17 protein-coding genes and 2 pseudogenes are annotated in these 19,158 nt (G+C 71.9%); 10 read left to right on the top strand and 9 right to left on the bottom strand.

What is annotated here, in order from left to right:
- The 4 genes and pseudogenes from ACWIF2_RS16260 to ACWIF2_RS16245 form a co-directional block, all read right to left on the bottom strand.
- Nucleotides 1-147: pseudogene (locus ACWIF2_RS16260) on the bottom strand (beta-ketoacyl-ACP reductase); the annotation flags it as partial.
- A gap of 6 nt (nt 148-153) precedes the next feature.
- Nucleotides 154-1,398 (bottom strand): DUF5667 domain-containing protein, encoded by a 1,245-nt coding sequence (locus ACWIF2_RS16255; protein ID WP_454361021.1) that lies wholly within the window; start codon nt 1,396-1,398, stop codon nt 154-156.
- A 236-nt stretch (nt 1,399-1,634) separates the two neighbouring features.
- A complete protein-coding gene (locus ACWIF2_RS16250) occupies nt 1,635-2,405 on the bottom strand; it encodes an ECF subfamily RNA polymerase sigma factor, BldN family (RefSeq protein ID WP_454361020.1) in 771 nt (256 codons plus the stop codon).
- A gap of 348 nt (nt 2,406-2,753) precedes the next feature.
- Complete coding sequence (locus ACWIF2_RS16245) at nt 2,754-3,671, bottom strand: HAD family hydrolase (RefSeq protein ID WP_454361018.1); 918 nt, start codon at nt 3,669-3,671, stop codon at nt 2,754-2,756.
- 156 nt (nt 3,672-3,827) lie between these two features.
- Here ACWIF2_RS16245 and ACWIF2_RS16240 point away from each other — a divergent pair, with 156 nt between their 5' ends.
- The 5 genes from ACWIF2_RS16240 to ACWIF2_RS16220 all read left to right on the top strand — a co-directional run bounded on the left by ACWIF2_RS16240 (nt 3,828) and on the right by ACWIF2_RS16220 (nt 9,598).
- Nucleotides 3,828-4,097, top strand: a complete 270-nt coding sequence (locus ACWIF2_RS16240; RefSeq protein WP_454361016.1) for a glutaredoxin family protein — start codon at nt 3,828-3,830, stop codon at nt 4,095-4,097.
- A gap of 314 nt (nt 4,098-4,411) precedes the next feature.
- Nucleotides 4,412-5,176 (top strand): redox-sensing transcriptional repressor Rex, encoded by a 765-nt coding sequence (locus ACWIF2_RS16235; RefSeq protein WP_386504254.1) that lies wholly within the window; start codon nt 4,412-4,414, stop codon nt 5,174-5,176.
- Nucleotides 5,173-6,918 carry a glutamyl-tRNA reductase gene (locus tag ACWIF2_RS16230; RefSeq protein WP_454361013.1) on the top strand — a complete coding sequence of 582 codons (1,746 nt, stop codon included), beginning with the start codon at nt 5,173-5,175 and terminating at the stop codon, nt 6,916-6,918. The genes ACWIF2_RS16235 and ACWIF2_RS16230 overlap by 4 nt, the downstream gene beginning before the upstream one ends.
- Nucleotides 6,915-7,895, top strand: coding sequence for a hydroxymethylbilane synthase (gene hemC, locus ACWIF2_RS16225; protein WP_454361012.1), 981 nt, complete (start codon nt 6,915-6,917; stop codon nt 7,893-7,895). The genes ACWIF2_RS16230 and hemC overlap by 4 nt, the downstream gene beginning before the upstream one ends.
- Entirely contained in the window at nt 7,892-9,598 is a 1,707-nt protein-coding gene (locus ACWIF2_RS16220) for a bifunctional uroporphyrinogen-III C-methyltransferase/uroporphyrinogen-III synthase (protein WP_382488949.1), read from the top strand. The genes hemC and ACWIF2_RS16220 overlap by 4 nt, the downstream gene beginning before the upstream one ends.
- Nucleotides 9,599-9,753: 155 nt before the next feature.
- Here the strand turns inward: ACWIF2_RS16220 and ACWIF2_RS16215 are convergent, their stop codons facing one another.
- Nucleotides 9,754-11,142 (bottom strand): FAD-binding oxidoreductase, encoded by a 1,389-nt coding sequence (locus ACWIF2_RS16215; RefSeq protein ID WP_454361010.1) that lies wholly within the window; start codon nt 11,140-11,142, stop codon nt 9,754-9,756.
- A gap of 335 nt (nt 11,143-11,477) precedes the next feature.
- Between ACWIF2_RS16215 and hemB the strand changes: the two genes are divergently transcribed.
- Complete coding sequence (gene hemB / locus ACWIF2_RS16210) at nt 11,478-12,476, top strand: porphobilinogen synthase (RefSeq protein WP_454361008.1); 999 nt, start codon at nt 11,478-11,480, stop codon at nt 12,474-12,476.
- A 33-nt stretch (nt 12,477-12,509) separates the two neighbouring features.
- Here hemB and ACWIF2_RS16205 read toward each other — a convergent pair whose 3' ends face one another.
- Nucleotides 12,510-13,181, bottom strand: a complete 672-nt coding sequence (locus tag ACWIF2_RS16205) for a DUF4232 domain-containing protein (protein WP_454361006.1) — start codon at nt 13,179-13,181, stop codon at nt 12,510-12,512.
- A gap of 228 nt (nt 13,182-13,409) precedes the next feature.
- Here ACWIF2_RS16205 and ACWIF2_RS16200 point away from each other — a divergent pair, with 228 nt between their 5' ends.
- Nucleotides 13,410-14,786: a helix-turn-helix domain-containing protein gene (locus ACWIF2_RS16200; RefSeq protein WP_454361004.1), complete on the top strand. Its 1,377-nt coding sequence runs from the start codon at nt 13,410-13,412 to the stop codon at nt 14,784-14,786.
- 30 nt (nt 14,787-14,816) lie between these two features.
- A pseudogene (locus ACWIF2_RS16195) lies at nt 14,817-15,404 on the top strand (SAM-dependent methyltransferase); the annotation flags it as partial.
- 22 nt (nt 15,405-15,426) lie between these two features.
- On the opposite strand, the gene ACWIF2_RS16190 reads toward ACWIF2_RS16195, so the two are convergent.
- The gene (locus tag ACWIF2_RS16190) at nt 15,427-16,212 is read right to left on the bottom strand and encodes a DUF4253 domain-containing protein (RefSeq protein ID WP_454361002.1); all 786 of its coding nucleotides are present in this window, start codon (nt 16,210-16,212) and stop codon (nt 15,427-15,429) included.
- A gap of 79 nt (nt 16,213-16,291) precedes the next feature.
- Between ACWIF2_RS16190 and ACWIF2_RS16185 the strand changes: the two genes are divergently transcribed.
- The gene (locus tag ACWIF2_RS16185; protein ID WP_454361000.1) at nt 16,292-16,792 is read left to right on the top strand and encodes a DinB family protein; all 501 of its coding nucleotides are present in this window, start codon (nt 16,292-16,294) and stop codon (nt 16,790-16,792) included.
- A 33-nt stretch (nt 16,793-16,825) separates the two neighbouring features.
- Here ACWIF2_RS16185 and ACWIF2_RS16180 read toward each other — a convergent pair whose 3' ends face one another.
- A complete protein-coding gene (locus ACWIF2_RS16180) occupies nt 16,826-17,659 on the bottom strand; it encodes a DUF2690 domain-containing protein (protein ID WP_454360998.1) in 834 nt (277 codons plus the stop codon).
- A complete protein-coding gene (locus ACWIF2_RS16175) occupies nt 17,656-18,429 on the bottom strand; it encodes a peptidoglycan-binding protein (protein WP_454360997.1) in 774 nt (257 codons plus the stop codon). The genes ACWIF2_RS16180 and ACWIF2_RS16175 overlap by 4 nt, the downstream gene beginning before the upstream one ends.
- 307 nt (nt 18,430-18,736) lie before the next feature.
- On the opposite strand from ACWIF2_RS16175, the gene ACWIF2_RS16170 reads away from it, so the two are divergent.
- On the top strand, nt 18,737-19,120 hold the full coding sequence (locus ACWIF2_RS16170; RefSeq protein ID WP_454360995.1) for a peptidase inhibitor family I36 protein: 384 nt from the start codon (nt 18,737-18,739) through the stop codon (nt 19,118-19,120).
- Nucleotides 19,121-19,158 lie beyond the last annotated feature (38 nt).

Raw genomic sequence — 19,158 nt, 5'->3', positions numbered from 1 at the left:
GGGCCCCTGCTTCTCCTCGATCTCCTTGTAGGCCTGCTCCACCTGCTCGGCGTCGGTGATGTCGCACCGGACGGCGAGGAAGCCGGCCGGGGGCTCACCCGAGCGGTACGTGATGGCGACCTTGCGCCCCCGCACAGGGGCGCCCAACGTCGTCTAGCGTGCGTCCTCGCCGTCGATGCCCAGACCGGGCAGCAGACCGGGCAGGAGCGGCGGGAGCGTGACGTCCGGCTTGGGGACGGGGGCGCTGCCGTCCGCCGACGGTGAGGTGCTCGCCTCGCTGTCCTTCGGCGGGTCGAGCAGGCCGCCGGTGTTGCCGCCGAGCAGGCCGTCGCTGTCGCTGCCGGAGCCGGCCGAGCGGCTGGGGCTGCCGCTGCCACCGCCGGTGCCGCCCTTGTCGGTGTGCCCGCCGCCGCTCTTGCCGGGCTGGGCCGACCGGTCGGTGGCGGAGGAGCCGGTGGAGGCCGACTCGGAGGCGCCCCGGTGCTTGCCGGTGCCGCCGTTCCCCGCCGGGGGCTCGGGGAGCAGGGACCGCAGTGGGGCGACGTCCTCCTCTATGGCGTCGAAGACCGACGACACCTGGTCACTGACGTCACCGAGCTGGACGGGGAGCCTCTCGCGCAGTTCGCCCCAGGCCTCACGGTGGGAGCGGGAGAACGCCGACAGGGCCTGCATGGGGCCCAGGGAGTCCGGGTCGTGCTCGTACGCCTCGCTCAGCAGCCGGTGGCCTTCCGACGCGTCGTGTCGCATGCCGGACAGGGCGCGGCGGATCTCTCCGACGGACTCGTGGTCCAGGGGGCCGCTGCGGCCGCGCTCCATCAGCCGGCGGGCTTCGCTGAGCCGGGTGGACGCCTGGTCGAGGTAGACCCGGCCGCGCTCGTCGGCGCTGTCGGCGAGGCCGAGTTTGACGTCCTCGATGCCGCGCTTGAGGCCGTAGAGCGAGTCGCCGGGGAGGGCGTCGGAGCTGGCTGCGGAGACTCCGCCGAAGGCGCTCGCGGCGACGCCGACGCTGAGTCCGCTCGCGGTGAGGCCCTTGGCGAGCCGCGTACGCGGACGGAACTTCTTCAGTGAGCCGGCGCGGTGGGCGCCACGGGAGCGCTGTCCGGGGACCGCTCGGTCCGTCGCCCCGCCTCCCGCGGTGCCCTCCTGGAGCATGGCCTCGAACGCGGCCACCAGCTGGGCCCGCTGGACGACCTTGACCTCCGGGTCGAGCTGCGGCTTGGGCAGCGCGTCGAGACCGGAGGCGATCGCCGTCAGGCGTGCCGGTTCGGTCTGTTCCGCGGGTGCCGGGGCTGGTGCCGGACCTTCGGACTGCTCGGCCGCCGTGCCCTGCTCGGACTGCTCGTCCAGGGCCTGGGCGAAGGCGTTCGCCCGCCGGTGTGCCGATACGTTCGCGATCACAGGCGGCACCTCCTCTCGTCATGACGGTCGACTCCCCAGGGGGTCCTGAGGGTTGCACACCCTGACCGCAACCACACGATCGAGTGATCGGGGTCGGCCAGGGGGTGACCACAGGGAGCCTGCATCCCGCACAACGAGCGGCGCGGCACTTGGGTTACGGACCCCGGCTGATCGGATGCCGAAGCCAACGGACGGTCACGGAACGTGAGTTGAGTGTCGCCGAGCGTGCGGTCCGGTCAGCGGGCGTCTTCCGGGAGGAGCCGGGCGAGGGTGCGGACGGCCCGGTACTGGAGGGTCTTGATGGCGCCCTCGTTCTTGCCCATCACACGGGCGGTCTCGGCGACGGAGAGGCCCTGGAGGAAGCGGAGCGTCACGCACTCCTGCTGCTGGGGGTTGAGCCGCCGTACGGCGTCGAGCAGGGCGGCGTTGGAGAGGGACTCCAGGACGGAGTCCTCGGGGGAGCGCTCGACCTCGTTGGCGTCGAGCATCTCGCCGGTGGTGACCTCGAGGCGGAAGCGGCTGGACTTGAAGTGGTCCGCGACGAGGTTGCGGGCGATCGTGACCAGCCAGGCGCCGAAGTCGCGGCCCTGCCAGGTGAACGTGCCGATGCGACGCAGGGCCCGCAGAAAGGTCTCGCTGGTGAGGTCCTCGGCGGTCGCCTTTCCTCCGACCCGGTAGTAGATGTACCGGTACACGGTGTCGCTGTACTGGTCGTAGAGACGGCCGAAGGCGTCGGCCTCGCCGGCCTGGGCGCGCTCCACGAGGTCCATCATGCGGGCGCTGTCGCTGTCCGCCGCGGGCCGCCGGGCGGTGGCCCCGCCGGACGGGCGCCCTCGTCTGCCGACCGCGGCGCTGCCGTCGGCCAGTGCATAGCAAGGGCCTACGGGTGCGGCGGTGGCGAATGCGGGGGCGGCGTACGCGGTGGGGACGAGGCCACGCAGCAGGTCGAGGACCGTTGCGCGCAGCGTAGCCAGGCCCGAGGCGTCAACCCCGACGTGTGAGTACACGGGACTCCCAGAGGCAGAGCTTCCATCACGTGCAGTGCGGGACCTTTCACCCGTCGTAGCGACGGAGGGGTACCGGTTTGCGTCTGAGGAGAATAACGCTTCGTGCAGGCTCTGCTACACCGAGTTGCTCAAATCATCGATTACGTCGCTTCCGTAACCGATTGACGTCGCATCAAGTGCCGAATTCCGAACGGTTGTTGACCGGATGGGTTCGGATTGCGGCTGAGTCCAGGGCGTGTTGTGGCCGTGTGCAGCCAAGAGGACTGGATACGAGGTTTTGGGGGTACGCCAGTTGGATTTACGGGCGTTGTCATCCCGCAAACGATGGTGTCCCGGATTGATCGTTCGTCAGCGGCGACGGCGGTGCAGGGCGATCGCCGCCGCCGTGCCGCCGGCCACGGCTCCCACGCCGGCCGCCGCGGGGATGCCGACCTTGGCCGCCTTGCGGCCCGTGCGGTAGTCGCGCAGGCGCCAGTCCAGCTGGCGGGCGTGCCTGCGCAGCTTGGAGTCCGGGTTGATGGCGTAGGGGTGGCCGACCAGGGACAGCATCGGGATGTCGTTGTGCGAGTCGCTGTAGGCGGCGCAGCGGGTCAGGTCCAGGCCCTCCGCCGCGGCCAGCGCGCGGACCGCCTCGGCCTTCGCGGGGCCGTGCAGCGGTTCGCCGACGAGCTTGCCCGTGTAGACGCCGTCGACCGACTCGGCGACCGTGCCCAGGGCGCCGGTCAGGCCCAGGCGGCGGGCGATGACCTGGGCGATCTCGACGGGGGCCGCCGTCACCAGCCACACCTTCTGGCCCGCGTCCAGGTGTGCCTGGGCGAGGGCGCGGGTGCCGGGCCAGATGCGCTCGGCCATGTACTCGTCGTAGATCTCCTCGCCGATCGACTGGAGCTCGGCGACGCGGTGGCCCTTGACGATCGACAGGGCGGAGTCGCGGGCCTCCTGCATGTGCTCGGGGTCCTCGACGCCGGCCAGCCGGAACCACGCCTGCTGCCAGGCGAACCTCGCGAGGTCGCGGGTCTCGAAGAACTTCCGCTTGTACAGGCCCCGCCCGAAGTGGAAGAGCGCGGCGCCCTGCATGACGGTGTTGTCCAGGTCGAAGAAGGCGGCGGCCTGGTCGTCGCCGTGCACCGGGAACTGCGGTTCCTCGGTCGTGCCGGAAGCTTCCTGCGTGGATTTGCGGGCTGCCTCCGCCGAGGCCTCGCCTGCCAAAACGCTCCGCGCCGTGGCGGAGCGCCTACGGGGAGTGAGCCATCCGAGAGCGGCCATGGCGTGAGCATAGCCAGTTTGTTCGGGGGTTCCGGAGTCGAGAGGTTTGGAGCCTGTGAACTCTCGGCGAGCGTGCCGTTAAAGATGCCGCTCGAGGAGGGCGGGGAGGAGGCGGAGGACGGGTCGGCGTGTCCCGGGCGCGCGACAATGGCTGACATGAGTCCCCTCTTTCGCCGTACGCCCCCTCGGGACCGGCTCGTCACCCTGATCCGCAAGCCCGGCTGTCATCTGTGTGATGACGCACAGGTCGTTGTGGAGAAGGTGTGCGGTGATCTCGGCGTCCCCTGGGAGCAGAAGGACATCACCGAGGATCGGGAACTGCACGACCAGTACTGGGAGCAGATCCCGGTCGTGCTGGTGAACGGCAGGCAGCACACGTTCTGGCGCGTGAACGAGGGGCGTCTGCGCAAGGCCCTGACCGGCTGAGTCCGGCCGCCCCGGCGACTGACCGAGCAGTACAAAGCGGTCGGTCGGGTCGCTTAGGATCGACGGTGGCTGGTCTCGGGGGCGGGATACACAGAGGAGAGTGTGCGGTTTTGCCCCCAGAAGCGAAGGAACGGCGGTGCTTGTGCGCCGGTTCCCCGGGAGTGCGCCGGGGGCGCGTGAGCCCGGTCACGTTGGGCGGGCAAATCGGACACCATCTTTGTGCACGCGTTCACAAAGACATAGCCTGCTTTCGACGGGGCGGTCATGTAGGGACGTATGACCGCCTACAGCCCCGCTCTACCCGCAGGAGCACCGTGGCAACTGGCCGAACTCACCGACCGGCGACCCGCAGCCGAGGGATTCCCGAGGCCACCGTCGCCCGGCTTCCGCTGTATCTCCGCGCTCTGACCGCGCTGTCGGAGCGCTCGGTACCCACGGTCTCCTCCGAGGAGCTCGCGGCCGCCGCGGGGGTCAACTCCGCGAAGCTGCGCAAGGACTTCTCCTACCTCGGCTCCTACGGGACCCGGGGTGTGGGCTACGACGTCGAGTATCTCGTCTACCAGATCTCCCGCGAACTGGGCCTCACCCAGGACTGGCCGGTTGTGATCGTCGGTATCGGTAACCTCGGCGCCGCGCTCGCCAACTACGGTGGCTTCGCCTCCCGCGGTTTCCGGGTCGCCGCGCTCATCGACGCCGACCCGGCCATGGCGGGCAAGCCCGTCGCCGGGATCCCCGTGCAGCACTCCGACGACCTGGAGAAGATCATCCAGGACAACGGCGTGTCGATCGGTGTCATCGCCACCCCCGCCGGTGCCGCCCAGGCGGTCTGCGACCGGCTCGTGGCCGCCGGTGTCACCTCCATCCTGAACTTCGCGCCGACCGTGCTGTCCGTCCCGGACGGGGTCGACGTGCGCAAGGTCGATCTCTCCATCGAGCTGCAGATCCTCGCCTTCCACGAGCAGCGCAAGGCCGGCGAGGAGGCCGCCGCCTCCGACGGGGGCGTCCCGGCCGCCGCCGCCCGCAACGAGTCCGCCGACCAGGGGCCTGACGGGGACATGCCCGCCGTGATGCCGGCATGAGCCTCCTCGTCGTCGGACTCAGCCACCGCAGCGCCCCGGTCAGCGTCCTGGAACGGGCCTCGCTGAACGCGGACGCGCAGGTCAAGCTGCTCCAGGACACGGTCGCCGCCGAGCCGGCCAGTGAGGCGGCGGTGCTCGCGACCTGCAACCGCATCGAGCTCTACGCCGACGTGGACAAGTTCCACGCCGGTGTCGCCGAGCTGTCCACGCTGCTCGCCCAGCACAGCGGGGTAGGCCTCGAGGAGCTCACCCCCTATCTCTACGTGCACTACGAGGACCGGGCCGTCCACCACCTGTTCTCGGTGGCCTGCGGGCTGGACTCGATGGTCGTCGGCGAGGGACAGATCCTCGGCCAGATCAAGGACTCCCTGGCCCGGGCGCAGGACCTGCACTCCGCGGGCCGTCTGCTGAACGACCTGTTCCAGCAGGCCCTCAGGGTCGGCAAGCGCGCCCACTCCGAGACCGGCATCGACCGCGCGGGCCAGTCCCTGGTCACCTTCGGCCTGGAGCAGCTGGCGCGGGGCGGTGACATACAGGAGTGGGCCCGGGGCAAGAAGGCCCTGGTCATCGGGGCCGGATCGATGTCCTCCCTGGCAGCGGCGACGCTCGCGCGTGCCGGAGTCGCCGAGGTCGTCGTCGCCAACCGGACCTTCGACCGGGCCGAGCGCCTCGCCCAGATCCTTATGGAGGGCGACGACACGGACGTGGCGGCCCGCGCGGTCCCGATGGGATCGGTGCCGGCCGAGCTGACACGTGCCGACGTCGCCGTCTCCTGTACCGGCGCGACCGGTCTGGTCCTGACCGCGGAGGCCGTCGCCGCCGCCGCTGAGGGCCGTACGGCCGTGCGGTGGGACGAGAGCGACGGCGAGGGTCCTGACCGCGCGGCGGGGCCGGACGGCCAGCGGGGCAATCTGCCGGCCACGAGCCTCGGCAACGAGGACGGCTGTCCGCTGGACCTGACGTCGGTGCAGGGCACCGCCGGATTCTCCGTGCTGGGCGAGGCGGCCGTGGCCGGGATGGCCGCCGCCGATCTCGAACAGCACGCGGCGTGGGTGGACAACGGCGTGGTGGGCGGCGCCCAGCGGACGGCGGTGAGGCCGGGGACGGCCGACCCGCTCGACCCCGCCCCGGACGCCGACGCCATCGCCGCCCTCGCGGCGACCGCCGCCGCCGTCGGGCGGATCCCCGAGCGGCGCCGGCCCGAGCCGGTCGAGGAGCCGCCGCGGCCGCAGCCCGTGCTCTTCCTGCTGGACCTGGCGATGCCGCGCGACATAGACGCGGCCGTGCACCGGCTGGCCGGGGTGCGGCTGGTGGACATCGAGTCCCTGGCGGAAGCCTCCGCGGGTGCTCCGATGGCTGCCGATGTGGACCAGGTCCGGCGTATCGTCTCCGACGAGGTCGCGGCTTTCGGGGCGGCACTGCGGGCCGCGCACATCACGCCGACCGTGGTCGCCCTGCGCACCATGGCCGCCGATGTCGTGGCGGGCGAGATCGCCCGGCTCGACGGACGGCTGCCCGGCCTCGACGACAAGCACCGCGCGGAGATCACCCAGACCGTGCGGCGCGTGGTCGACAAACTGCTGCACGCGCCGACCGTACGGGTCAAGCAGCTCGCGGCCGAGCCCGGCGGCGCCGGGTACGCGGACGCGCTGCGGACCCTGTTCGACCTCGACCCCGAGACGGTGGCCGCCGTCTCCCGCGCCGAGGACAGCACTACCGAGAAGAACCGAGGGTCGGCATGAACGACACGCGGCGAGTGAATGAAGCAGGGGCACTACGGCTCGGTACCCGCCGGAGCAGGCTCGCCATGGCCCAGTCCGGGCAGGTGGCCGAGGCCGTGACCCGGGTGACCGGGCGGCCCGTGGAGCTCGTCGAGATCACCACGTACGGCGACACCTCGCGTGAGCAGCTCGCCCAGATCGGCGGCACCGGTGTGTTCGTGACCGCCCTGCGCGACGCGCTGCTCAAGGGCGAGGTCGACTTCGCGGTGCACTCGCTGAAGGACCTGCCGACCGCGCAGCCCGACGACCTGGTCGTGGCGGCCGTCCCCGTGCGGGAGGACCCGCGGGACGTGATCGTCGCCCGGGACGCGCTGAAGTTCACCGACCTGCCGAGCGGGGCCCGCATCGGTACGGGTTCGCCGCGCCGCATGGCCCAGCTCAACTCGTACGCCCGCGGCCACGGACTGGACATAGCGACGATCCCGATCCGCGGCAACGTCGACACCCGGATCGGATACGTGCGGGGCGGTGAGCTCGACGCCGTCGTGCTGGCCGCCGCCGGACTGAACCGGATCGGCCGCGGTGACGAGGTGACCGACTTCCTGTCGGTCGACACGGTTTTGCCCGCCCCCGGCCAGGGGGCTCTCGCGATCGAGTGTGCCGCAGGCAATGCGGACCTCGTCGCCGCGCTCGCCGAGCTCGACGACCCGTTCACACGGGTCGCCGTGACGGCCGAGCGGTCACTGCTCGCCGCCCTGGAGGCCGGCTGCAGCGCTCCCGTGGGCGCTTTGGCCGACCTTTTGGCCGACGGGCAGATTGTCAAGGAAATGCGCCTGCGCGCCGTCGTCGGTACGACCGACGGCACGCGCATGGTGCAGCTGTCCACCACCGGTCCCGTGCCCGAGACGCACGACGGGGCAATGGCGCTCGGTCGCGAACTCGCGGCCGAGATGCTCGCCCAGGGCGCGGCCGGTCTGATGGGGGAGCGAGCACATTGAGCCCCACCACCCTTTCCGCCGGTCCTGAACACGGGCACGTCACCTTCCTGGGTGCCGGACCCGGAGATCCGGGACTGCTAACTCTGCGCGCCGTAGAGGCGCTGGCGAGCGCGGACGTTCTCGTCGCCGAGCACGAGGTGCTCGACGTCGTACGTCAGCACGCCAGGCAGGGCGTCTCCGAGGTGCACACGGATTCGGATCCTTCCCAGGATCCGGCTCCGGGCGCAGGAACGCCCCAGCTGACGGTAGTTGACGGCACGTCAACCACCGCCGCTGTCCCCGCGGTGCGGGATGCCGCACATCTTGTCATGGAGGCCGCGCGGGGCGGCAGGCGGGTCGTGCGTGCGGTGTCCGGTGACCCGGGCCTCGACACGTACGCCGCCGAGGAGATGCTGGCGTGCGCCGCCGCCGGGGTGCCCTTCGAGGTCGTCCCCGGTATCGCGAGCGCCGTCGGTGTGCCCGCGTACGCCGGTGTGCCGCTGCGGGACGCGCAGGGCGCGGACGTGCGGTTCGTGGACGCCCGGACGGCGTCGGACCGGTGCTGGACGGAGGTCGGGGCGTCGGACGGCACGGTGGTCGTGTCCACCACGCTGGACTCCGTCGCCGCGGCGGCCGGCGAGCTGGTCTCCGCGGGCCGCAAGCCGGACACCCCGATGACGGTCACCGTCGCCGGTACGACCACCCGGCAGCGGACCTGGACCGCCACGCTCGGCACGATCGCGCAGACGCTGAAGCAGGCCAAGGTGCTGCCCTCGCCGGACGGCGGGCGGCCGGTGATAGCCGTGGTCGGTGAGCGTTCCGCCGCCGCCCAGCGCGACCAGCTCGCGTGGTTCGAGTCCAAGCCGATGTTCGGCTGGAAGGTGCTCGTGCCGCGCACGAAGGAGCAGGCGGCGTCGCTCTCCGACCAGCTGCGGTCGTACGGGGCCGTGCCGCACGAGGTGCCGACCATCGCCGTCGAGCCGCCGCGCACGCCCCAGCAGATGGAGCGTGCGGTCAAGGGGCTCGTGACGGGCCGCTACGAGTGGATCGCCTTCACCTCGGTGAACGCGGTCAAGGCCGTGCGGGAGAAGTTCGAGGAGTACGGGCTCGATGCCCGGGCCTTCGCCGGGATCAAGGTCGCGGCGGTGGGCGAGCAGACGGCCAAGGCGCTGATCGCCTTCGGTGTGAAGCCGGACCTGGTGCCGAGCGGGGAGCAGAGCGCCGCCGGTCTGCTGGAGGACTGGCCGCCGTACGACCCGGTCTTCGACCCGATCGACCGGGTGTTCCTGCCGCGTGCCGACATCGCCACGGAGACGCTGGTCGCCGGGCTGATCGAGCTGGGCTGGGAGGTCGACGACGTCACGGCCTACCGGACCGTGCGGGCCTCGCCGCCGCCGGCGGAGACGCGCGAGGCGATCAAGGGCGGCGGGTTCGACGCCGTGCTGTTCACGTCGTCGTCGACCGTGCGGAACCTGGTCGGTATCGCCGGCAAGCCGCACAACGTGACCGTGATCGCGTGTATCGGCCCGGCCACGGCGAAGACCGCCGAGGAGCACGGGCTCCGGGTGGACGTCATGGCGCCCGAGCCGTCCGTGCACAAGCTGGCGGAGGCGCTGGCCGACTTCGGCGCGAAGCGGAGAGCTGCCGCTGTGGAGGCCGGGGATGCGGTGACCCGGCCGAGTGAGCGGCGGCCGGGGGCGCGGCGGAGGCGGTCTACGACCTGAGGCGGGATGGGCTGAGTCGGGCCGGGCTGGTCTGGGTCGGTTTGGTGGTGCTCGGCGTTGGTGCTGGGGCGGGTGGGTGCGCAGCCCGGCGGAGCGGGGTGCCGCTGCGCCCACCCGTGCCGCCCTTGGCGGCACGCATGCCCGCAGCTCAGTGGCTAGGCGGGGGTTACCGCGTGGCCGTAGCGCAGTAGGTTCGTCGGGTCGTAGGTGGCCTTGTCGTGGCGTAGGCGGTCGTAGACCTCTGGGGTCCAGGCGCGGGCGATGTCCTGTTCGTCGCCCGGGGTGCCGTGGATGTTGACCATGGTGCGGCCCGTGCCGTAGGGGGCCATCGCGGTGTAGAGCCGTGCCGTCGCCTGTTCGAGGGCCTCGGCGGCGGGTGGGGCGGCCAGGATGCCGACCGATTCGAGGAAGTAGCGGGCGTCGCGGGAGCAGACGGCGTCCTCGACGGCGGACGGGCGGGCCATCGCGCCGCCCATGTGCCGCAGCGAGGCGACCAGAAGCGGGTGGTCGGCGCCGGCCGCCGGGCCGACCTGCTCCAGGAACGTGCTGATGGCGTCGGGCGACAGCTCGCGCAGGAGCATGCAGCACTCCCGTGCCGGGAGCGGGTCCTGGGGTTCCATGTGGATGCGGTCCAGGGCCGTGTAGTCCATTTCCTCGACCGTGTCGACGGCCACGGGGGCCGCTGCGCGCAGTGGGGCGATCAGGGCCTCGCCCTCGGCCGTGTCGCCCGGCCAGGCGATCGCGACCCGGGCCCAGAAGCCGCCGCGCAGGGGCTCCGGGATCTGCGGGATGGGCGGCAGGCGCAGGATCGAGAACATGCTGCACATCTCGTCCGGGACGGTGCGGGTCCAGTCCGTCCAGGTCCGGAGCAGGGCCGCGGTGTGTTCGCCGGGGCAGTAGATGCCGCCGCCGTAGAGGCGGGTCAGGGGGAGCAGGTCGGTCACGAGTGAGGTGACGACGCCCACGTTGCCCTTGCCGCCGCGCAGGGCCCAGAACAGTTCCGGTTCCTGCCGGGGGTCCGTCTCGCGCAGGTGTCCGTCCGGGGTGACGACCTGGAAGGAGCGGACCAGGTCGGCGGCGTAGCCGTAGGCGCGGCCGAGGACCGGGAGTCCGCCGCCGAGGGTGTAGCCGATGACGCCCGCGTCCGTGGAGGTGCCGCAGAGGCCGGCCAGGCCGTGCGGGGCGGCGGCGGCCATGACGTGGCTCCACTTCGCGCCCGCGGCGATGGTGGCGGTGCGGGTGGTGGGGTCGACGTGGACGTCCGTCATGCGGGACGTGTTGATCAACAGGCCGTGGTCGATGGGGAAGTTGGCGCCGTGGCCGGTCGCCTGGACGGCTACGGGGGTGTCGGTGGCCTTCGCCCAGCGCATGGCGGTGACGATGTCGTCGGGGCCGGTGGCTCCGACGACGATGTCGGGGGTGTGCAGGGCGGCCAGGTTGAAGCCGGTGACTTCGTCGGCGTAGGCGGGGTCGCCGGGGCGTAGGACCGGGCCGTGCAGTTCTGACAGGGCGAAGAGGTCGGGGGTGTGGTGGGGGGCGGTCATCGCGTCCTCCGTGGATGGGCGTACGGAGGGACGGCGGCGGCGGGGGGTGTTGGGCCGGCCGTCGGGGTCCTTGTCCTTTGGTTTCAGGATGGACCTGGGTGGGTGGGGGCGCACTGTGGGGCTGTGGGGCTGTGGGCTTCATGGTGCTCGGTGTTGGGGCTGGGGGCGGGTGGGTGCGCAGCCCGGCGGAGCGGGGTGCCTCCCCCACTCTCGGCTTCGCTCGAGCGGGGGGACCCCCACCGCCCACCCGTGCCGCCCTTAGCGGCACGCATGCCCGCAGCTGGGCCGACAGGGCGTCGGCATCGGGAGGTTTTGGGCGGGCGTAGCGTTGGGGTATGACGACGTACGGATCTTTTCCCGGTACTCGGCCGCGGCGTTTGCGGAGTAACCCCGTCATGCGTCGGATGGTTGCCGAGACCCGGTTGCACCCCTCCGATTTCATTCTTCCGGCCTTTGTGCGCGAGGGCGTCAGCGAGCCCGTGCCGATCGGGGCCATGCCCGGGGTCGTGCAGCACACCCGGGACAGCCTGAAGAAGGCGGCCGCGGAGGCGGTCGCGGCGGGGGTCTCCGGGATCATGCTGTTCGGCGTGCCGGAGGAGTCGAAGAAGGACGCCCTCGGGACACCGGGGACCGACCCGGACGGGATTCTGCAGGTCGCCCTCCGGGACGTGCGGGCCGAGGTGGGTGACGACCTGCTGGTCATGTCCGATCTGTGTCTCGACGAGACGACCGACCACGGGCACTGCGGAGTGCTGGACTCCGAGGGGCGGGTCGACAACGACGCGACCCTGGAGCGGTACGCCGAGATGGCCCAGGTGCAGGCCGATGCCGGGGCCCATGTGGTCGGGCCCAGCGGGATGATGGACGGGCAGGTCGGGGTCGTCCGCGACGCCCTCGACCAGATCGGCCGGGAGGATGTCGCCATCCTCGCCTACACCGTCAAGTACGCCTCCGCGTTCTACGGGCCGTTCCGGGAAGCCGTCGGCTCGTCCCTGCGGGGGGACCGGAAGACCTATCAGCAGGACCCCGGCAATGTGCGCGACTCCCTGCGGGAGCTGGCCCTCGATCTCGAGGAGGGCGCCGACATGGTGATGGTCAAGCCGGCGGGGCCCTACCTGGACATCCTCGCCCGGGTCGCGGACGCCTCGGACGTGCCCGTCGCCGCGTATCAGATCTCCGGCGAGTACTCGATGATCGAGGCCGCCGCCGAGAAGGGCTGGATCGACCGGGACCGGGCGATCATGGAGTCCCTGACCGGCATCCGGCGGGCCGGTGCGCGGAACATCCTCACCTACTGGGCCACCGAGGCGGCCCAGAAGCTCAAGGAACAGTAGGGCTCAGCAGGGCTCAGCAGGGCTCAGCAGGACTCAGTAGGTCAGGGCCTCGTTCCTGTCCCGCAGCCAGTACGTGGCCGTCAGCGAGCTGTCGTAGTACATGCCCTTGGCCGGGAGAGACGGGAGCGCCGACGGGCCGCCGCTGCTGTTCGGCGTGCGGCCCTGGAAGCCGACCTCGAGCCTGTGGCCGGTGGTGCCGCCGTCGCCGCTGCCGTCTGCCGCCGACAGCGTCACGCCCGAGTAGCCGGACTCGCCGGGGGCCAGGGTCGTCACCGCCTGCGGCTTGGAGTCCTCGACCGGCCGCGGGGCCCACTGCATCTCGTCGAAGCGCAGCACCGGGTAGTAGGTGAGGTCGCAGTACTTCGAGCCGGTGTTCTTGACCGTGATCAGCATGTGGTTGAGGGGGCGGCGGACCGGCTGAGCGGTGACGGTGGTGTTGGCGCCGTTGCAGGAGACGCGGTTGGCCGGGTCGGCGGGGTCGGTGGGCTTGGCCGCCCCGGAGTTCCCGCCCTTCGCCTTGCCGGTCGTCCCGGAACGCGTGCCCTTCGCGTCGGTGGCCGTCCGCTGGGGCTCGGTGGTCGCCGTCGTCGATGACGTCACCTGGGGCTTGGCCGCGCCCTCGTCCTGCGTGCCCGTGCCGTCCTCGCACGCCGTGAGCGCGAGGGCGGCCAGGAGGGCTACGGGCAGGGCGTGGTGCTTGCGCATGGGTGGGTTCCCTTTCGGACAAAGGCGGTTGGCGAGAAGACCCGAGCGAGCCGCCGACCGGTCGGCCGGGAGCGGCGTGCTTGGATGACCAGAGCTTGTGCGGTCATCCGTCCCGGCCGCCACACCCGGCGGAGCATCAGGGACGCTGGAACGCCCGTACACGCCTTGACCTGGGGAAACGTCCCTGCCCTGGAACGGGTGCACGGGACAGTGGGGGATGGAGGAAGGGTGTCGGAAGGCACTGCCGCGGCGGAGTTCGCCGCGCTGCTGGGGGAGTTGAAGGAGCGTTCCGGGCTGAGCTACGGGGTGCTCGCCAAGCGGCTCCACATGAGTACGTCGACGCTGCACCGGTACTGCAACGGGGATGCCGTGCCCGCCGACTACGCGCCGGTGGAGAGGCTCGCCCGGCTGTGCAAGGCGTCGCCCGAGGAGCTCGTCGAGCTGCATCGGCGGTGGGTGCTGGCGGATGCGGGGCGGGGGCGCAAGGGGGGTGGGGGCTCAGCCGAGGAGCCTGTGGCCCCGGCAGCGGCCCCGATTGCTGACGGGCCGACTTCGGTTGTTGACGCGTCGGCTTCGGTTGCGGACGGGTCGACCTCGGTTGCGGACGGGCCGGCTTCGGAGGTGGTGCCCACGGAGAAGCCCCGGTCACGGCGGCCTCGTCCCGCGCTTCTCGCCGGTATCGCCGTTGCCGTCGTGCTGGGCGGGGTCGGGCTCGCCGTGGCCGTGCCCTCCGGCGGGGCCGACGACGACGGGCGTCGGGGTGCGGCCGCGGTGTCCGACGGCGGCCGGACGCCGGACGGCGGTGCGGTTGCCTCGGTGTCTCCCTCGGGCAGTTCCTCCGCCGGTACCGGCAAGGACAAGGCCAAGGGCAGGGGCAACGACAAGAGCAAGGGCGGGGGGAACGGCTCCGCCTCCGCGACCCCTGACTCAGGCGCCCCCGCCGGCGGCGGTGGCAGCGGCCGTCCCGGTCGTACCGGCGCCCCCGCCGCCGGCTCCGTCCCCCTCACCGTGAACACCACCGCGCATGCCTGGGAAGACCCCTGTTCCCAGCGCTACTTGGTGAACCGTCCACCGGGGCAGGTCGGGCCGCCGCCGCTGGAGCAGGACGCGCCCGCCTGGGTGGCGGCGACTGGGGCCGTTCCGTCGGGGCAGCAGTTTCTGAAGCTCACCGTGCAGGGCACGGGCAAGGAGACGGTGGTCGTCGACGGGCTGACGGTCCGTATGGCAGGCAAGCGGACGCCGCTCGCCTGGAACGACTACGCCATGGGCTATCCGGGCGTCGGCTGCGGCGGTGGTGTCCCGACGCGCTTCTTCACGGTCGCCCTCGACGCCGCGCGTCCCTCCGTCGTCGCCGAGGCGGGCCATGACGACTTCCCGTTCTCGGTGAGCCAGTCCGACCCGGAGGTCTACTACATCCGGGCCGACGCCTCCGCCTACGACGTCAGCTGGTACCTGGAGCTGAGCTGGTCCAGCGGCAGCCGGAAAGGCACGCTGACGGTGGACGACGAGGGCCGGCCCTTCCGTACGAGCGGGAACAACGGGCGTCCGGCGTACGAGTTCCCGCTGGGCGGTGACAAGTGGGTCGAGGAGGGGACCACCGAGTGACCGGCTGACGGGCCGATATGGCGGGTTCTCAGTGGAGTCGTGTACGTCGACAACGACCCGGTCGTGCTCGCGCATGCGCGGGCCCTGCTGACCAGTGGGCCCGAGGGGCGTACGGACTACATCGACGCCGATCTGCGGGACCCGGCCCACATCCTCGAACAGGCCGCCAAGACACTGGACTTCGACCGGCCGGTCGCACTGTGCCTGGTCGCGGTCCTGCACTTCGTCGAGGACGGGGAGGCGTATCCGCTGGTGCGCCGGCTGATCGACGCGCTGCCCGTCGGCAGCCGGCTGGTGCTCAGCCATCTCACCGAGGACCTCAACCCCGAGAACATCCGCGCGGTCCAGCGGACGTACACCGAGCGGGGGTTCACCTTCGTGCTGCGGTCCCGGGCGGAGGTCGAGCGGTTCTTCACGGAGAACTCCCTGGAGATCGCCGAGCCGGGAGTCGCCCCGGCGCACCGCTGGCGGCCCGACCACGCGGCCCCCGTCCCCGAGCAGCCGGAGGAGTCCTTCCTCGCGGGCCTCGACGACATCGAGAAGGTCCGCTACCGCGATATCGACGACGTCACGGACGCGGACATCAACGTGTACGCGGGGATCGGGGCCAAGGGCTGAGCCATGAGCGTCCCCGGGTGGTTCAGTCCCACCAGAAGTGCCAGGTCGGCTGATCCCTGACCTGGCGCTCTGCGTAGGCCCGCAGGGTGGGGGCGGTGCTCTGCCGGATGCTGTCCGGGCAGAACGCGAAGTGCTCGGCGGCGACGGCTTCCGCCTCCGCGAGGGTGGTGGGCGGGGCGGCGACCGACACCAGCAGATGAGCGAAGCCGAGCGCCACGACCCGTATGCCGAAGCGGTCCTCCCAGGAGCGCAGCACCGCGCTGACGCGGGCCGTGTCGCCCTCGTGGTTCGCCGGGCCCGTCCAGCCGATCGCCGTCGGGATGTCGGCGCTGCGGCGGGCCGGGACCAGGGCGAGGCGGGGGTCCTTCAGCGGACCGCCGTGCGTGAGCAGCGAGTCCGCGATGTCCGTGGCGACCGCGTCCGGGTCCGGGACCCGAGCGGCCGGCGCGGCCGGTCCGGGCCATGCGTCGCCCTCCGGCGCGCACTCCTCCCAGTACTCCGCCAGCACCTCCTCGGCGTCGTGATCCCCCGGGTAGGACACCTCGCCGGGCATCAGCTCCCAGCTGTCCGGCCCGCCATGCCCATCGCCTGCGTCGAGCACGACCGGCAGCAGCCCGACCCGCCGCGTCGGCTCCAGCGCCGTCCAGCCACCCGGCACGGCCCGCTCCCGCGCGCACCACAGCAACGGCTCGTGCCAGGGGCCCTCGTCGGTGGTGTCGAGCAGGGCCCCGGCGGGGAGTTCAAGCCCGAGCGCGCGGCCGCTCGGGTCTGCCGCCAGCGTCGGGAGCGGGTTCGGAAGTGTCGCCATGGTGCGACTGTAAAACCGACCACTGACAAGGAGACATCAGCGGACACCGGCTGACCTAATCGCTCCGTACGGTCCTTCCATGACCGGTTCCTCGGAGAAGACCGACCTTTCGTACGCGCTCGCCGAGCAGCGGAAGTTGCTGCTGATCACCGTGCGCGGACTCGACGACGCACGGGCCGCCCGGCGCACCACCGTGAGTGAGCTGACCCTGGGCGGGATCGTGAAGCATCTCGCTCAAGGGGAGGAGGCGTGGACGCGGATCATGGTCGACGGCGACGGTGAACTGCCGGACGGCATGCTCGACATGGGGCAGTACCGGATGGCCGAGGACGACACGCTCGACGGGCTGCTGGAGGCGTACACCGCGGCCGCGCGGGCGACCGACGAGGCCCTGGCCGGGCTGCCGGATCTGGACCACAGCGTGCCCCTGCCGGTGACTCCCTGGTCGCCGCCGGAGCCCGAGTACTGGTCGGCGCGGCGGATCCTGCTGCATCTGATCCGGGAGACGGCTCAGCACGCCGGCCACGCGGACATCATCCGGGAGGCACTGGACGGCGCGAACAGTACGGCTCAGCGCTGAGACCGGGGATGGCGAAGGACGGACGGTGACCTGTCAGACGCGGGCCTCGACGCATTCTCGGCTGCCTCCCGTCGTCGGGCGGAAGCAGGCCCGGACGGTCGCGCCGCGTCTTGCCTCGGTCATGGGTGTGTAGACGTAGGACTGGGCGGCGATGCCGTCCGTGATCTCCGCGCTCTGCGGGCGGCCGGTGCCTTCGCCGGCCGTGTCCATTTCCAGGCGGTCGCCGATGCGGGTGCTCCACATCCTCGCCCAGCCCGCCCCGCACTCGGCGCTGTAGCGCAGTTCGAGGTGGGCCCCGGTGGCCGTGCGGTGCGAGGCGAGGGTGCGGGGGTGCGTGCCGCATTTCATGGGCATCGGGTCCTGGCCCTCGCAGGTGGCTCCCCGGCAGCGGGGTGCAGGGGCCGAGGAAGGCGGTGCGGAGGGGCGGCCGTCGCCGGTGTGGCCCGCGAGGAGGACCAGGGCGACCGAGAGGCCGCCGGCCGCTATCGCGCAGACCGAGGCGAGGATCGCCATGACCGTGCTCCTGCCGCCGGCGGGATGCCCGTGGGCGTCCGTGTCCGGGGAGTCCGCAGGCACGGGCGCGTCGGTGGGCCGCGCCGCCGCCCGGCCGCTCCACTCCGACTCCGCGAGCTCCCACAGCGCCAGGCAGCGGCCCTCCGGCTCACCGGCGAGGCCGCACAGCTCCCGCACCGCCCGGCTGGGCGGCAGCGACTTGCCGTTGAGATAGCGCTCCCAGGACGACTTGCTGAAGGTGGTCTTCGTCGAGAGGGCCGCCAGGCTCAGGCCCGTGCCCGTTCTCAAGTCCCTCAGCGCGGCGGCCAGTCGGGCGCGTTCCGGCGGCAGCCTGTGCTGCGGGGGCCGCGTCATTCCCGTAGGGCCTTCCAGGTGTGCGGGCCGATGATGCCGTCCACGACCAGGCCGGAACGCTTCTGCAGGTCCTTGACCGCGCGTTGTGTGTGCGGGCCGAAGATGCCGTCCACGGCTCCCGGCGAGAGGCCCGCGTCACGCAGCAGGCACTGCGCCTCGGCCACCTCCGGTCCGGCGTGGCCCTTCGCCAGGATGGCCTTATGGGTACGGCTGTTGCCCGCGTACCAGCGGCCGTCGATCCGCTCCGCCCGGCAGGTGTAGGCGGGGCGCTCACGTTCCGGCTGCTTCGGCGACCCCGGTGCCCGTGTGGCCGCGGACGCGGTGAGGGGAGTCGTGGCCGCCTTGCCCTCGCCGTCCGTGAGCCGTACGGCCAGTAGGACCGTGGCGGCGACGGCCAGCACCAGGGCCACCGACCCGGCGATGAGGGTGATGCGCAGCGCCCGGCCGTGCGGGCGGGGTGTGCCGGTGCCGGGCCCGGCCGGTGCTCCGCGGTGCTCGGCGACCGTGCCCCAGGCCTCGGCGGCGACCTCGTGCAGCGCGAGCAGCCGGGTCGGATCGTCACCGCCGAGCCGGGCTATCGTCTCGACGGCCTCCCTCGGCGGGAGCGACCGGCCGGCGAGGTAGCGCTCCCACGACGACGCGCTGTAGCCCGTCTTCGCCGCGAGCCGGCGCAGGCTCAGTCCGCTGTGGTCCTTGGCCCGGCGTAATCGCACCACCAACTGCCGTACCCGTGGGTCCAGTTCTTCGGGCAGCCCTTTCCAACGCGACATGTTCCCCCCACTCGCGTTCGCGGACCGTGGTCAGCGGTCCCGTTACCGCCGCATTCTGCATCAGCATCCACGCGGTGCCCCATACATCGGTTCCGATCCCCCTGCCGCCCCCTACCGATTCGGCCACCGCCCGCCGCGAGCGTCCCGCCGTACCGTCCCGGCGGTTGATGTCCGGGCAGGTCAGGGCGTGGGACGTCCCGTGAGTACGTCACTTCCGGGGCGACTGTGGTGGATCCCTGTCCCCGGCCCGCAGTCTCGTTGTCGAGCCGGCCGGTGTGGTCGGCCCACCACGAAGGGGGCAAGCAAGATGCGTATGACCAGGAAGCTCGCCGTCATGGTCGGGGGAATCGCGCTGACCGGTGGTCTGCTGGCCGGCAACGCGGGTGCGGCCGGTGCGGCGGATGCCTCGCCGCAGGCGGCGTCGGACTGTCCGTCGGGCTGGTTCTGCGTGTGGGCCGGGCAGAACTACACCGGGCGCATGCAGAAGGTCGCCGGGACCAACAACGACCTGACCCAGTTCGCCGTGTTCCAGAGCTTCAAGTCCTGGTACAACCACGGCGCGTCCTGCGACTTCAAGTGGTTCTCGGAGAAGAACCACGGCGGGTCCAGCGGGGTTGTCCCGAGGGGGTACAAGGAGACCGGCGGCACGAGCCGCTACATGAAGTCCAACACGTGGGTCAACTGCCGCTGACCGGCGGGTTTCCATGACCCCGAGGGCGGCACTCAACG

The organism is Streptomyces sp. NPDC055506 (assembly GCF_053643595.1).
This window is presented reverse-complemented; position numbering and strand designations above follow the sequence as displayed.